This is a genomic window from Sulfitobacter sp. SK012, from assembly GCF_003352085.1.
In the GTDB taxonomy this organism is placed as follows: domain Bacteria; phylum Pseudomonadota; class Alphaproteobacteria; order Rhodobacterales; family Rhodobacteraceae; genus Sulfitobacter.
The window spans coordinates 412,747-426,979 of record NZ_CP025804.1 but is presented as its reverse complement, the minus strand read 5'-3'; the positions used below and the strand labels follow the sequence as shown (position 1 = coordinate 426,979).

The window sequence follows — 14,233 nt, the reverse complement described above, 5'->3', positions numbered from 1 at the left end:
CGCTTTTTGAGGATGACTATGATCTGATCGCACAAGACTTCCAACAGCGAGGCGGCCTGAGGCGCTCACAGGAGATGATCAGAACTCTCGCAAATTTACGGCAATTGCAGTTGCCGAAAGCTTAGATCAAGATGCAAACTGGGGGCGCTAGGAAGGTCAGTCTGGTCACTCAAGTTCAAAATTTTGCACAACAACACTCAACAGATGCTCTTGATTACCTTCCATGGCTTTCGTCATGAAGTTACGAATATCCGCTTCGCTCGCGCCAGCCTCTCGCGCTGCTTTTTGACAGGTTCCTAAAATCTCAAAAGAGTCTAGACCCTAGTGAATGTCAAAAACCCCTTAGAACAGCATGCGAATTTTTTTACCTAACTTCAGAATTTTCTTTCTTTTGGATGACGTAATGGTGGGAAACACTAATTTTTCGTTTTTGACTGAACCGATCCAACACCCAAATAAACTATGGAAACCTTGCCGGTCAGCCAGACACCGTCTGTCAGCACGGTAAAACAGGAAACCCAACACTAGGATTCACAAATTTATTAACATCAGATTAACCAGCGTCTGGAAAGAGTTATTGTCAAATCTGGTGTTTAAGGGTTTCTGGTCATGCGGCGATCTGGCTGTTTTCAGTGGCTTCAATTCCGTCTTTGAATGCGACGCCGGTGATGACTTTGGCGAGGTAGTCAAAGCCGCGTAGTTTCCTCCAGTTTTGCTCGGCGCATTGCCCCAGCTTGAACATCATGTGCAGCATGCCGTCGCGTGAGAGGCAGCCCTTTGATCGTTTGGTGCGATGACGGATCGTGGCAAAGGCGGATTCAATTGGATTACTGGTGCGGATGCTTTGCCAGTGTTGTGCTGGAAAGTCGAAGAATGCCATGAGTTCCTCGCGGTCCTTTTGCAGGCACAGCGTCGCCTTGGGGTATTTGGGTTCGTAGGTTTTGATGAACAAATCTAAGGCCTTGCCCGCATCATCTTTGGTCTCAGCCTGCCAGATGTTGTGGATCGCAGCTTTGGCCTTTGGCTGAGACAGCTTGGGCAAACAGTTGAGCACATTCATAGTTTTGTGTTGCCAACAGCGTTGATGACGGGTCTCAGGATAGACTTCATCTATGGCGGCCCAGAACCCCATGGCACCATCTCCAATAGCAAGTTTCGGGGCGTTCATTCCCCGGCTTTTGAGGCTGAGGAGAGCCTCGCGCCAGCTCTGCGTGGACTCGCGCACCCCGTCCTCAATAGCCAAGAACCGCTTCTTGCCACGGGCTGTTACCCCCACAATCACAAGGGCGCAGAGCTTGTCATCCTCGCCCCGAAGGCCGCTGTGGACACCGTCAGCCCAGATGTAGACCAAGGGCTCATCGTCCAACGCTGCCTTTCTCCACTCGCCGTATTCGTTGGCCCAATCGCGCTTGAGCCGTGAGACCGTATTTGCCGACAATCCCGCCGCATCAGGGCCCAGAAGAACCTTGAGAGCCGAGCCCATTTCACCGCTGGAGATGCCCTTCAGATACAGCCATGGCAAGGCCGCTTCCAACGTTTTGGTTCTGCGCACGTACGGTGGCACCAGGGCCGAATGGAATGTCACGGGCTGGCCGTTTTTTGAGCGAACCTTGGGAATGCGCACGTTCACGGGGCCGATGCCCGTTTGGAACGGGCGCTCGGGATGATGCCCATTGCGCACAACAGTCGCATGACCGGCCTCAGTGCGCGCGGTGGTAAACTGAGACAGATAGCTTTCAAGCTCAGCTTCAACGGCTGTTGCGATCAATTGCTGCGCTCCTGTTCTCAATAAATCCGTCAGCGCGTCCGTGATCCCGTCTCGACGCGAAAAATCAACAATGTTAGTCGTTTCCATGGTGGTGTATCTCCTTCGGTTGGGCTGCTGTCTCGCAACAACAAATCAACCAGATACGCCGCCAACCTTCAAATCCCCCAAACACCAGATTCAGTCATAGCTCCTGGAAAAACGAAAGGACATAAAAACAGGTAAGATATTCAATGGGAATAACCATTGAGCAGCTTGAAAAAAATATGGAATACTTGGCATTCGCCATCAGTACTCGTCCGGATGGGACAGTCTATCTTCCGATCTACAAACGTTTAGAAAAAGAAATTTCGGAACGAAATAGCCAAATGGACACCATGGCTCAAATCATGATGAAGGCAGCAAGCTACTCTGGAACAGGTGCCACCTAACGCGACGAGCATCGCTGCACCTTACACCAGCGACTGCTATTCGCGCGCCATAGCGGTTTCCTGCACAAACTTGGACGACAACTGGGCTTGGGTCGGGAAAACTTGATTGTAACCACATAACAAAAAGCGCCTACGACCAAAGAAAGCACACCGGGCGCGTGATGGTTCAGCCAATAAAAACGTCGAACAGAACAGCACCAGCTGCTATGAAGCATAGGAAGGCCAGCAGTAGTGCAAATGCCATCAATGCTCCTTCCAAAAATGAAAAGGATGGTTTTTTTGGATTTGGGTCAATGCTCATATAGATCAAATTAGCGGTACATTTTAGCAGCTTCAATAAGCGGATTTTGGCTTGGCAAAATGCCGCCCAAGCGGGTGGCGCAGCATGACATACGCCGCGCCATTGACCCTACCTGAAACTCACGACGACACAGCTAAGCAATGTTGGTTTCGCCACTAACGCCGTCCAAGCGGCGGCCTGATCTGCTCTTAGGATGAGTAGTGCATGCGCATAGCGCGTTTGATATCTTTGACGATCTTCTCGGCTGGCATTGCCACACAGCCAATGTGTGATGAAGGCCACTAGTTCTATTGTGCGGACAATAGCGTGTGGTTAACTGACAGCGATCCAGCCAAATATTTGGGCTTCACACCGACACCAGTCGAAACCTAAAACTCAGGGGCTACCACCATTACCTCATCCAAAAGAAAACAATTTCTTGGGTTTGGTAACCAATTTCCAAACCCCCTATTTTAGGTGTCAGTTTCCTCATTTTCTGGTGCCCAGTTTGCGAAGCTTGGCCGGCCCATCCAGCGCTGCAACACAGCTTTGCCAGGCCAGTCATTCGCGCATCGTGCAGCATTTTGTTGGCTCAATCGTCGGTCAGCGGACTTAGCGGATCTCCAGCACATCGGAGAAACTCTCCGGACATCCGTTGTTACAGTTCCACAATCATTCGACGGGTTCTTATGTTCAGAATATGTTTCCCTTCATCACGTCTCTCACTAGCGTGGCCTCGATGTCAAAAGAGCATACTCAGCGTAAGCTAATGACAATTATGGTCGTTGACTCTTCCTTCACAGAAGAACTCATCGATTTTCACGATTTCCTATTTGGCCTGCTAGCCAGCCAATCCTAAGTAACCTCTGAAATATTTAGAGTCCGTAAGGAGGACAAGCTTGCGGGATTCGTTCCATAAAACGGCCGTTCGGGGCATTTCTAGAACCTACTTTTCGCTTGCCATGTGAGGCTTGAGCAACACTTCTAAAACCCAAAATGTGCTACAAATTGTGTTACAATTTCTCAGCATTACCAGCTCAAGAAATAATTAAATATATCAAAATAAGTTACTTGATAGAAATATTAGGGAGAAATTTTGTGCCGAGGAGAGAAACGATGTTTGCAAAACGAGCCCTTGAGCCGTTTGCCGTGCGCGTACACAGCAGCGAAATCGCCATACGCGAAGCACTAAGAAAAGTATTGGACGGACTTGGTCCTTTGGATTTGGACATCGAAGAGGCCGGCACAGTAGAATTGGTCCTCGCTGAAGCGCTCAACAATATTGTCGAACATGCCTATGCGCCACAACAAGGCGTCGGGCCGGTTCTGATACGATGTTTGCACAAAAAGAACGGATTGCATTTTCGGATCGAAGATCGTGGCGTTGCCATGCCTGAGGGGCATGCGCCCCTAGGTGTGGCTGCTGATTTGACGGGTGATTTCATGGACCTTCCTGAAGGTGGGTTTGGATGGTTCATCATTCAAGACCTTGCAAAAGACGTGAAATACCAACGTGTTGGAAATGCCAACCTGCTCAATCTCAGGCTGGCCGTCGGCATTCATTAACTTCAGCACTCCACTCGATTTTCATTCCCAAAAAACCTCAAGCTCGGGGTCGTTTCACATGAAAGCGGTGACGGAATTGTCCTGAAAATAACCGGGAATTTCCTTTGAACCGCCCAATCCAGATCACATTCTTGCCACTCTTCGAGGGCATTGTGGGATCTGTAGCTGCATATAGCTTCCCTCGGCGTCATGTTTTATAGCCCCCACCCAGTACGTGGCGCCGAGGCACTTATTTTCCGCACATTGTGACCCCCGATCAATCGGTCTACGTTCCCGTTCAACATTTGTTTGAACTGGGTTTTTTGACATGCGTGACTTTCACCAAACTGGCCGATCAGCCGTATTTTCCACCAACGGCATGTGCGCCACATCGCATCCATTGGCGGCCAAAACTGCGGTCGATATTCTCGAAAAAGGCGGTAACGCCATGGATGCAGCTATAGCGGGCGCTGTGCTGTTGGGGATATGTGAACCACAGATGACAGGAATCGGTGGGGACTGTTTTGTCCTTTGGTCCAAAGCAGACGGCCCAGTGCACGCGTTGAACGGATCTGGACGTGCCCCCGCACAGCAAAACGCGCAGCAATTGCGTGCTGCTGGTGAAACCGAGGTTCCCGCGTTCAGCGCCCATGCAGTGACAATTCCGGGCTCGATGGATGCGTTTTGTCATTTGGCAGATAGCGTCGGTAAACTAGGTCTCGACGTTTTGCTCGCACCTGCGATTCACTACGCTGATGCTGGCGTGCCGGTCGCGCCACGGGTTGCATTCGATTGGACCTCTGACCTCGAAAATCTACAAGGCAAAGCAATCGAGTACTATTCGAACGGCGGCAAAGCATTGACGACCGGGGCTATTTTCCGCGCGCCCGGTCAAGCCGAAGTACTGCGCCGCGTCGCAAAGCACGGCCGCGATGCGTTCTATAGCGGTGAGGTGGCCGATGATATGATTGCCACGCTTGCGCAGCTAGGCGGCACTCACACGGCCCAAGATTTTGCGGATACGGCCTGTACTGCTGCCGATCCGATCAGTGCGAGCTACAAAGATATTGATGTCGTCGAGCATCCGCCCAACGGTCAGGGTGCCACTGCGTTGCTGATGTTGAATATTCTGGCGCAGTTCGATTGCGCAGCGATGGACCCTCTGGGCAGTGAACGTGTGCACATTGAGGCGGAGGCGTCGAAACTAGCCTATGACGCCCGCAACCGGTTCGTTACAGATGCAGATTATATGACCCGTACCGAGCATATGCTGAGTATGGACACCGCGCGCGCACTTGCCGGTCTTATCGATCCAAAGCGCGCGATGGATGCGCCAGCCGCACTCTCAGAGACGGTGCACAAAGACACGATTTATATCACCGTCGTAGATCGCGACGGTATGTCTGTGTCGTTGATCTATTCGATTTATAAGGGTTTTGGGTCTGGGATCGCCTCAAACAAATTTGGAATCTTGCTCCAAAACCGCGGTGCTGGGTTTACGCTTGAAGAAGGCCACCCCAACGAGCTTAAGGGCGGCAAGCGTCCAATGCATACAATCATTCCCGGCATGGTGCGCCAGAATGGCAAAGTGATCATGCCATTTGGCGTTATGGGAGGGGCCTATCAGCCCTGTGGACACGCGCGCTTTGCGTCAAATCTTGTTGATTTCGGGATGGACCCACAGACGGCAATTGATGCGCCTCGGGCCTTTTCCGACGAGGGTGTCCTGAAGGTAGAGCGCGGCTATAGCGACGCGGTCCGTCAACAACTGTCTGACATCGGTCACGACGTGCAAGTGCCTGCCTCACCCATTGGTGGCGCGCAGGCGATCAAGATTCATGACAGCGGTGTGCTTGAAGGCGCGAGCGATCCGCGAAAAGACGGGTGCGCCCTTGGCTACTAAGCGCGCGTCAATTCAGCTGGAAATGCAGCGGATAGGACCCGTCAGTAAAGGGGCCAAAAAGATCGGGGATATCAGGATGATCCACCGGTTCTCCGGAGTAATCCGCGATCAAATTTTGCTCAGACACATAGGCCACGTAGTAGCTTTGATCGTTTTCAGCCAACAAATGGTAAAACGGCTGACCTTTGATGGGGCGGCTTTCCTCGGGAATCGATTCATACCATTCTTCGGTATTCGCGAATTCGGGGTCGACGTCAAAAATCACCCCTCTGAAAGGGTGCTTTTTATGCCGGACCACTTGGCCCAGATGATATTTTGCTCGTGTTCTCAACATCATTCCGCAGCCCCTACCCCTCGTTCTTAGCCGAAACAAGGGGATTTTGTCCATCGATAGACAGCAACCCAAAGGAAACAGTCTGTGAACTTGACACTGCTGGTCTTAGAAATAGTGGCCCCGGTCTTTTTATTGGCAGGTATTGGTTTTTGCTGGGTAAAATTTGGCTTCGAATACCGCATCGAGTTCGTGACCAAACTGGCCATGACCCTATCGGTGCCCTGCTTGATTTTTGTTTCATTAATGCAAACGCAGATCACCCCCGACGCTTTGGCCGCTCTTTCGCTGGCAAGTTTGGCCGCTTATGGCGCAGTATCAGTGCTCGCTGCCGTGCTCGTTTTTTGCGTGGGGCTGGACCGGCGAACGTATTTAGCCCCGCTCATCTTCGGCAACACTGGCAACCTTGGATTGCCACTGGCGCTCTTTGCCTTTGGCGAAGTTGGCCTAAGCTATGCCGTCGTCGTTTTCGCGGTCATGGTGATCTGGAGTTTTACCTTCGGTATTTGGCTGGTCGCCGGAACTGGGAGTTTTGGCAAAGCCCTGCGTGAACCACTGATCTGGGCCACCCTTCTGGGCGGATTGTTTATGTGGCAGGGCTGGCAGACACCGGTGTTTGCGACCAACACACTCAAGCTTTTGGGGCAAATGGCGATCCCCATGATGCTAATCACGCTGGGAGTCGCTTTGGCGCGATTGTCCTCGGGCGGCATTGGGCGCGCGTTGCTTTTGTCAGCCGTCAAGTTAGTGCTTTGTGTCACAGTTGGGTGGGGTGCCGCCCATTTGTTTGACCTAGACAGAATTGGATTTGGCGTTCTCGTTTTGCAACTGGCCACGCCCGTCGCGGTTACCTCCTATCTGCTTGCAGAAAAATACGGCGCGGATGCGCAGGCCGTAGCAGGTTTGGTGGTTGTATCGACGGTGCTGTCCGTCGGCGCATTGCCGCTGCTTCTTGCAGCAGTTTTGTGAAAATTGTGATGTGACCTCGCGCAAGTTATGCGCTATTATCGGTCAAAATATAAAAAACTACTATTGAGGCGATAGGCAGATGAACAAGTCCCTTCGCGCTATGATTATCGTTCTGCTCGTCGCATCTTGCGGCGGCGGACAAGGCTCGGCTCCTCGGGAGCTTGATAACGCCTGTTCGATTCTCAAACAGCGCCCTGATTATTACAAAGCATTCCGTGCAACGGAAAAGAAATGGGGCGTGCCAGTGCATGTCCAGATGGCGACGATCCATCAAGAGAGCAAATTCGTTGCGGATGCACGCACGCCATTTAAATACGTACTTGGCGTAATCCCCATGGGTCGGCAATCAAGTGCGTTTGGTTACGGTCAAGCGTTGGATGCAACGTGGGATGAATACCGCAAATCGGAAAACCGCAACAGGGCCAAACGTGACCGTATCCGCGATGCCAGCGATTTTATGGGTTGGTATATGAACATCAGCCAACAGCGAAACGGCATCGCGTTAACGGACGCACGCAATCAGTACCTTGCCTACCACGAAGGGCACACAGGCTATGCTCGCAAAAGTTATAACTCCAAGAGCTGGCTTTTGAGCGTTGCAAACAAGGTCGATCAGCGATCCGATCTCTATCAAAGTCAGCTATCAAGCTGTCGCCGTTTGCGCCGCTAAACTTTAGCGGTCGCTGCGCCGGCCTACCTTGTTCGTGTCAAAGAGCGCGTTTGACAGGTTTCCGCCCGTTTCCAGGTCACCTAGAACAACGGTGGTCTGTGATCCGTTGCCATCATTGATGATCCACTGACGCAGCTCAACCGGGCTGCCGGTGAACTTCATCTGGATACTGCCATACTCGGGATGATCGGGATCTTGGGCTGTGACCGTTGTGGCAGTCCCGTCAAAATTATGCCCTGTAACCATACGCGCCTGTCCAAGGTTGACGTTGTTGGCCAAGATAATCGAAAGCGGCGTGCGGTTCAGCGGGTAGGTTTCAGCTGGTTGATTGGACTTCTTATCAGCGATCACAACCGTGTTGTTCGCCGCCACCACCAATCCAGATTCCGGGGCGTTGTATTCAAACCGCACCTTGCCGGGGCGTTTTATGTAAATGGTGCCCGTGCTGATCGAGCCATCGTCGTTGATCTGTGTAAAATCACCCTGCGCCGTCTTCATTGCGTTCAGGTAAGTCGAAATATCGCTCAACGGCAATTTTTGCGCCAAAGCTGGCAAAGCAGCCAACGCAAGGGCTGCGGTCAGGGTCATAGTCTTCAAAAGGCGCATGAAATTGGTCCTGTGATTATTCATCTGCTTGACCAAGACATAAGGCGTGATGCTTTGATATGCGATATCACGGCGCAGAAAAACGCTCAGTAGGCGAAAAAATGGCCCCGCGTTGGAGGCCATTTTTAGATCGATTTAGTGAGGTTGCTGCTGCTCAGGGACCAAAATCTCGCGCTTGCCAACGTGGTTTGCCGCAGACACAAGCCCTTGGTCTTCCATTTGTTCCACCAAACGCGCGGCCTTGTTGTATCCGATCGCAAGCTTGCGTTGGATATACGAGGTCGAGCATTTACGATCCTTGATGACCACTTGAACGGCCGTATCATAGAGCGCGTCTTCACCGTCAGTATTGCCACCCAATCCAAGCACCGCATCGATGCTGGCTTCATTGTCCTCGGAGGGGCCTTCAACCACGCCGCCGATGTAATCCGGCTCACCGTAGGCCTTAAGGTGGTTCACGATTTCTTCGACTTCTTCATCGGACACAAACGGGCCATGGCAGCGGGTAATCTTGGCCCCACCAGCCATATAAAGCATGTCACCCATACCCAGAAGCTGTTCGGCACCCATCTCACCCAAGATGGTGCGGCTGTCGATTTTGGACGTTACCTGAAACGAAATCCGCGTCGGGAAGTTCGCCTTGATCGTGCCGGTGATAACATCAACAGACGGGCGCTGCGTCGCCATAATCAAGTGAATGCCTGAGGCACGCGCCATCTGGGCCAAGCGCTGGATGCAAGCTTCGATCTCTTTGCCAGCAACCATCATTAGGTCGGCCATCTCGTCAACGATGACGACGATATAGGGCAGCGCAACGGGTGTATCTTCTTCGCTCTCGAAAATTGGCTCGCCGGTATCATCGTCGAAACCAGTTTGGACCGTACGGCTGAACATCTCGCCTTTGGACAGCGCTTCACGGACGCGGCCGTTATAGCCCTCAATGTTACGCACGCCCATTTTGGACATCTTGCGGTACCGCTCTTCCATCTCGCCTACCGTCCACTTCAGCGCAACAACGGCCTTTTTGGGGTCGGTCACAACCGGTGACAGAAGATGCGGAATGCCGTCATAAACGCTGAGTTCCAGCATCTTGGGATCGATCATGATCATGCGGCATTCTTCGGGGGTCAGCTTGTAGAGAAGGCTGAGGATCATGGTGTTGATTGCCACCGATTTACCTGAACCCGTCGTCCCGGCAATCAACAGATGCGGCATCTTGGCAAGGTTGGCCACGACAGGATCGCCACCGATGTCTTTGCCCAAGGCAAGCGGCAAACGCATGTTGCTGTCGCCAAAATCGCGCGCGGCTAGAATTTCGCGCAGGACGACTTTTTCGCGCACCTCGTTGGGCAGTTCGATGCCGATCACCGACCGACCTGGCACCGTGGAAACACGAGCCGAAAGCGCGGCCATAGAGCGTGCAATATCATCCGCTAGACCAATCACGCGGCTGGCTTTGAGGCCGGGTGCCGGCTCAAGCTCGTACATCGTTACGACCGGACCTGGACGCACCGCCACGATCTCACCCTTAACGCCATAATCGTCCAGCACGGTTTCCAACATCCGTGCGTTTTCTTCCAATGCCTCATCACTCAGGTGCTGGCGTGGAATCTCGATTGAATTTTCCAGCAAGTTGAGCGGCGGAAGTTCAAAACCGGGATGTGTGTCTTCAAAGGTCAGCGTCGGTTGGGCTTCAGCTTGGGCTTTGCGGCTTTGTGGCACCGGCTTGCGGATCGGTTGCTGCACTACCTTACGAGGTTCGGCCATGGGGATCAGCGGCAGCTCGACTACCTCTGCAGCCTCTTCATAAGAAACCTGTTCAGCATGATCCTCAAACGAAGCGTGCTGATCATCATACGCTGCCATTTCAGGCGCAGACATCAATGGTGGTTCTGGCGGCAAAGTCGCTGGTGTCGCGGTCAAAGGAGGCTCTGCGCGCAGATACGCTTGGGGCGCAGTGTTGAGCAGCAACGGATCAGGGCCGCGCCCACGCCCTTTAGTCAGCGGAGCCGTCGAGGACGTATGCACAGCTGTGGTGCTACGCACGCGGCTTTTGATAACATCGGCAATCTTGCTTTTGATACGGTCATCACTGGGAGCTTCATCGACATAAGCAATGCTCTCAGCTTCAACCAACTCAGGTTCTGGCAAAGCGTCAGGGCGTTTCACAAGCCCCGGCATACGGGCCAGTAACCCGGTTTTTGGCTCAGAAACCGGTTGGAGCATCGAGGGCAGAGGTCCATCCGCCTGAGGGATAACATCTTGGTTTTGCTCATAATATTCGATCTCTGCTGCAGCTTTCTTTTCAGCACGACGCTCTGATTGACGCGCTTGCAGGTTTTGGGCGGCGTGCACGGCACCCGAAGCACCACGCCCCAACACGGACATCAAACCCGCGTAGGCCATGATCAATCCAACCAACAAGAAGCGCCCGATGCGAGACAACTCAACACGGGTAAACCCAAGAACAAAACTGCCGAGTGCCAAAATCCCGATGCCCATCAGAAAGGACATCAGCTTGACAGTGAACGTAGACCCAATCGGCAGAACTGTGAGGATAACACCCATCACTGTGTCACCAAAAAGACCGCCCAGACCAAAGCTGTGCGTTTGCAGCCATTCCGGACCCGGCGTCAGCGTTGCAGCGTAAATAGAACCCAAAGCAACCGCGATCGGCGCAAAAATCAGACGCCCAACAGCACGGTCTTGGCCTTTGTGCACCGTAAAACGGAGACCCCATGCCAACAGCACAGCCGCAATACCCCAAGCACCCCAGCCAACAATCATAAACAGCGGTGCGGCCATTGAGGCCCCCAAACGTCCCAACCAGTTCTGCACCGGTGCGTCTGTTGACAACATCCAGTTGGGATCGTCCGGCGTGTAGCTGCCGATCATCATTGCGGCCATAACACCAAGTACGATCAGCCCAATTCCCAGCAATTCCTTGCCGCGTTTTTCAATGGCCTCGGCCATGGTGCTGTCGATCAATGGATCACGTCCGCGCGTCTGGTATGCCATAGCTTTGTTCCCTCGCCTCAATCCGGATAAAGACAGTCACGAATGGCCTGAAGGCCACGTGCTGTCTCGTCTTTTGGGGCCACCATGGCGACCCTAATGTATGTGTTACCGGGGTTTTCCCCGTCTACGTCTTCCGCGAGATAACCGCCGGGCAGGACCCGAACACCTGTCTCACGCCAAAGCTTCAGCGCGGCTGCCTCACCGTCTTCAACAGGCAGCCACAGAAAAAATCCGGCCTGCGGGCTGTTATAGCCCGGCACATTGCCAAAAATGCGATCTGCGATCTCGTACTTCTCGACATAAAGAGCACGGTTCTCTTGGACATGCAGCTCGTCGTTCCATACAGCCGCCGAAGCCGCTTGAAGGGGCAGTGGCAGAGGCGCGCCAGCGTAGTTGCGCAGTTGCTTGATCTCGCGGATCGTCTCAGGTCCGCTCGCCACAAAGCCAGAACGCAGCCCCGGCAAGTTCGAGCGTTTGCTGAGCGAATGAAATGCAACAATACGATTGCGGTCCGTGCCGATTTCGTCGGCCACCTGCATTACACCAACAGGGGCCGCATCGCGGTAAATCTCAGAATAACATTCATCTGCGAAGATAAAGAAATCATATTTCTCGGCCAATACGATCAGACGCGCCCAATAGTCCCGGCTGGCGACCGCCCCTTGCGGGTTCGCCGGTGAGCAGATGTAGGCCGCAACTGTGCGCTCCAGGACGTCTTCGGGCACGTTGGCGAAATCAGGCAAATGGCCTGTCGCTTCGGTCGCGGGCACCATAACCGGCTCTGCCGCACCCGAAATCGCAGCGATCATATAGACGGGGTAGAACGGGTTGGGCATCAAAATAGCTGGCTGGGCACCATTCTTTGTTTCCGGGCAAAGCGCGACAACCGCATTATACAGCCCTTCGCGGGTGCCGTTAAGCGCCATCACTTCGCTACCCGGGTCCATCTCGACGTCATAGCGGCGCTTGATCCATGCCGTGATCGCCTGTCGCAGCTCAGAGGAGCCATCATTGGGCGGGTAGCTGTTAAAACCGGAAGCGTTCTGGGAAATAACATCCGTCACCCACGCAGGAAACGCGTGCTTCGGCTCTCCGATGGTCATGTGAATAGGCGTACCTCCACCGTCATGGGCATCTAACAACCCACGTAGACGCGGCCACACATGTGCCGGAAGGTTCGAAAACCGCTCAGGATACAACATCACTACTGCCTCGGATCGGGATCATAGGCGCCCCGTTTCGTCCAAGGTATCCAAGGGCCGTGCATTCGTCCAGAAAAACTGACCGGTTCGCAGGGACTTGTGGCTTTTAAGTCAGGGTCTCCCGAGTGCTTCTTCGGCAGCAACCCCAAGCCGAAGAAGCTGCGCCTCTTGGTTTGGCGAGCACATCATCATCAAGCCACAGCTGTCGATTCCCGTCGGCAAGCTCAATGCGCACAGACCCATTAGGTTGCCGATGCGCGTATTTCGCAAAGCCAGCAGGTTTTCAGTGACGTAATAGTCATGGTCTTCGTTGAGACGCTTGAGGTTTGGCGGCAAGATCGGAGCGGTTGGTATCAAAACCGCATCATAGCCAGCTACAGCATGAGCATAGGCCTCCCGCGTTTTTTCCAGTGCATTCCAAGCCGCGACGTAGTCAGGGCCAGAGAATTGTTTACCCAGAAAAAACCTATCGCGGATTTCAGCGAACATCGCGTCCGGCTTTGCCTCAATTGTATCGCGCCAAAAACCCAACGCCTCAACCGTATAAAGACAAGTGCTGAGCGGCATCGCTTCGGCAACGGCCGGCACATCAATCCAGTCAATATGCGCACCTGCACTTTGCAACCGATCCACCGCGCTTTCAAAAGCAGCTTTGGGTGTGTCGCGCAAATCGTCCATGGCGACAGTTTTTAGGACAGCAAAATGGCGACCCTCCAACGTGCTATGGCCGAGATCAGCGGGTTTACTGCCCTCAAGAGCGGCGAGCAATAAAGCCGCGTCTTCGACCGATCGGCATAGAGGTCCAACAGTATCAAACTTCGCCGCCAGCGGAACAACACCCTTGAGCGACACCCGGCCAGACGTTGTTTTTAGACCCACCAGATTGTTCCACGCGGACGGAATGCGCACCGATCCGCCAGTGTCCGAGCCGATGCTAGCAGCTGCAAGGCCATATGCGACTGACGCGGCCGAACCTGACGATGACCCCCCCGGGACTGCCTCTTCGTCGTTCACGCAAGGCGGCGTGGCCGTTGATGGGTTATAACCCAAGCCTGAAAAAGCAAGCTCGCTCATGTGAACTTTGCCAAGGCAAACCAGTCCCAAAGCAGTGGCCGTGGCAAGCACTTCGGCATCCTCCTGTGGGACGCGCCCCGTTAGCAATTTTGACCCAGCCTCCGTAGCAACGTTTGCGCTGTCATACAGGTCCTTCCAACTGATCGGGACGCCGTCCAGTGGGGACAGCCGATGCCCTGACTGTGCACGACTAGCGGCAGCTTTGGCTTCGGCCAGCGCGCGATCTGCTGTGACAACTGTATAGATGCGATCGCGCAATGGATGAGCGTCGATGGCATCCAAATAAGTTTGGCAAAGAGCAACTGCATCGATCCGGCCATCTGCAATACCTCGGCCCAATGCCGCTGCCGTCATTTTCAGCCATTCCTGCATGTAATTCTCCTGCGGTTTCATTGTGACGGTAGCGACGCCTGACCGCATGGACAATCCCCCTGCCCCG

The 14,233-nt window shown here is 53.5% G+C and carries 11 protein-coding genes; 5 read left to right on the top strand and 6 right to left on the bottom strand.

Features of this window, described 5'->3' with window-relative positions:
- Positions 1 to 607: 607 nt before the first annotated feature.
- On the bottom strand, positions 608 to 1,855 hold the full coding sequence (locus C1J03_RS02015) for an IS256 family transposase (protein ID WP_114883178.1): 1,248 nt from the start codon (positions 1,853 to 1,855) through the stop codon (positions 608 to 610).
- Between the two features lie 143 nt (positions 1,856 to 1,998).
- Between C1J03_RS02015 and C1J03_RS02010 the strand changes: the two genes are divergently transcribed.
- The 3 genes from C1J03_RS02010 to C1J03_RS02000 all read left to right on the top strand — a co-directional run bounded on the left by C1J03_RS02010 (position 1,999) and on the right by C1J03_RS02000 (position 5,924).
- Complete coding sequence (locus C1J03_RS02010) at positions 1,999 to 2,196, top strand: hypothetical protein (RefSeq protein WP_114883174.1); 198 nt, start codon at positions 1,999 to 2,001, stop codon at positions 2,194 to 2,196.
- Between the two features lie 1,396 nt (positions 2,197 to 3,592).
- Positions 3,593 to 4,042, top strand: a complete 450-nt coding sequence (locus tag C1J03_RS02005; RefSeq protein ID WP_114883172.1) for an ATP-binding protein — start codon at positions 3,593 to 3,595, stop codon at positions 4,040 to 4,042.
- A 307-nt stretch (positions 4,043 to 4,349) separates the two neighbouring features.
- Entirely contained in the window at positions 4,350 to 5,924 is a 1,575-nt protein-coding gene (locus C1J03_RS02000; protein WP_114883169.1) for a gamma-glutamyltransferase family protein, read from the top strand.
- Positions 5,925 to 5,931: 7 nt separating this feature from the next.
- On the opposite strand, the gene hspQ is transcribed toward C1J03_RS02000, so the two are convergent.
- A complete protein-coding gene (gene hspQ / locus C1J03_RS01995; protein ID WP_114888801.1) occupies positions 5,932 to 6,258 on the bottom strand; it encodes a heat shock protein HspQ in 327 nt (108 codons plus the stop codon).
- A gap of 84 nt (positions 6,259 to 6,342) precedes the next feature.
- Here hspQ and C1J03_RS01990 point away from each other — a divergent pair, with 84 nt between their 5' ends.
- Both C1J03_RS01990 and C1J03_RS01985 read left to right on the top strand, forming a co-directional pair.
- On the top strand, positions 6,343 to 7,224 hold the full coding sequence (locus C1J03_RS01990; RefSeq protein WP_114883167.1) for an AEC family transporter: 882 nt from the start codon (positions 6,343 to 6,345) through the stop codon (positions 7,222 to 7,224).
- 79 nt (positions 7,225 to 7,303) lie between these two features.
- On the top strand, positions 7,304 to 7,894 hold the full coding sequence (locus tag C1J03_RS01985) for a transglycosylase SLT domain-containing protein (protein WP_114883165.1): 591 nt from the start codon (positions 7,304 to 7,306) through the stop codon (positions 7,892 to 7,894).
- Between the two features lie 3 nt (positions 7,895 to 7,897).
- Here the strand turns inward: C1J03_RS01985 and C1J03_RS01980 are convergent, their stop codons facing one another.
- From C1J03_RS01980 to C1J03_RS01965, 4 genes are all read right to left on the bottom strand, one after another.
- Positions 7,898 to 8,500 carry a LolA family protein gene (locus tag C1J03_RS01980; RefSeq protein ID WP_114888800.1) on the bottom strand — a complete coding sequence of 201 codons (603 nt, stop codon included), beginning with the start codon at positions 8,498 to 8,500 and terminating at the stop codon, positions 7,898 to 7,900.
- 135 nt (positions 8,501 to 8,635) lie between these two features.
- Positions 8,636 to 11,518, bottom strand: a complete 2,883-nt coding sequence (locus tag C1J03_RS01975) for a DNA translocase FtsK (protein WP_114883163.1) — start codon at positions 11,516 to 11,518, stop codon at positions 8,636 to 8,638.
- Positions 11,519 to 11,535: 17 nt separating this feature from the next.
- A complete protein-coding gene (locus tag C1J03_RS01970; RefSeq protein ID WP_114883161.1) occupies positions 11,536 to 12,720 on the bottom strand; it encodes an aminotransferase class I/II-fold pyridoxal phosphate-dependent enzyme in 1,185 nt (394 codons plus the stop codon).
- A gap of 111 nt (positions 12,721 to 12,831) precedes the next feature.
- Positions 12,832 to 14,166 (bottom strand): amidase, encoded by a 1,335-nt coding sequence (locus tag C1J03_RS01965; protein WP_114888799.1) that lies wholly within the window; start codon positions 14,164 to 14,166, stop codon positions 12,832 to 12,834.
- Between the last annotated feature and the right edge of the window lie 67 nt (positions 14,167 to 14,233).

Excerpts from the sequence above, each read along its gene's own strand:
- C1J03_RS02015 (WP_114883178.1), bottom strand. The coding sequence starts at position 1,855 with ATGGAAACGACTAACATTGTTGATTTTTCGCGTCGAGACGGGATCACG.
- C1J03_RS02010 (WP_114883174.1), top strand. The coding sequence starts at position 1,999 with ATGGGAATAACCATTGAGCAGCTTGAAAAAAATATGGAATACTTGGCA.
- C1J03_RS02005 (WP_114883172.1), top strand. The coding sequence starts at position 3,593 with ATGTTTGCAAAACGAGCCCTTGAGCCGTTTGCCGTGCGCGTACACAGC.
- C1J03_RS02000 (WP_114883169.1), top strand. The coding sequence starts at position 4,350 with ATGCGTGACTTTCACCAAACTGGCCGATCAGCCGTATTTTCCACCAAC.
- hspQ (WP_114888801.1), bottom strand. The coding sequence starts at position 6,258 with ATGTTGAGAACACGAGCAAAATATCATCTGGGCCAAGTGGTCCGGCAT.
- C1J03_RS01985 (WP_114883165.1), top strand. The coding sequence starts at position 7,304 with ATGAACAAGTCCCTTCGCGCTATGATTATCGTTCTGCTCGTCGCATCT.
- C1J03_RS01980 (WP_114888800.1), bottom strand. The coding sequence starts at position 8,500 with ATGCGCCTTTTGAAGACTATGACCCTGACCGCAGCCCTTGCGTTGGCT.
- C1J03_RS01975 (WP_114883163.1), bottom strand. The coding sequence starts at position 11,518 with ATGGCATACCAGACGCGCGGACGTGATCCATTGATCGACAGCACCATG.
- C1J03_RS01970 (WP_114883161.1), bottom strand. The coding sequence starts at position 12,720 with ATGTTGTATCCTGAGCGGTTTTCGAACCTTCCGGCACATGTGTGGCCG.
- C1J03_RS01965 (WP_114888799.1), bottom strand. The coding sequence starts at position 14,166 with ATGCAGGAATGGCTGAAAATGACGGCAGCGGCATTGGGCCGAGGTATT.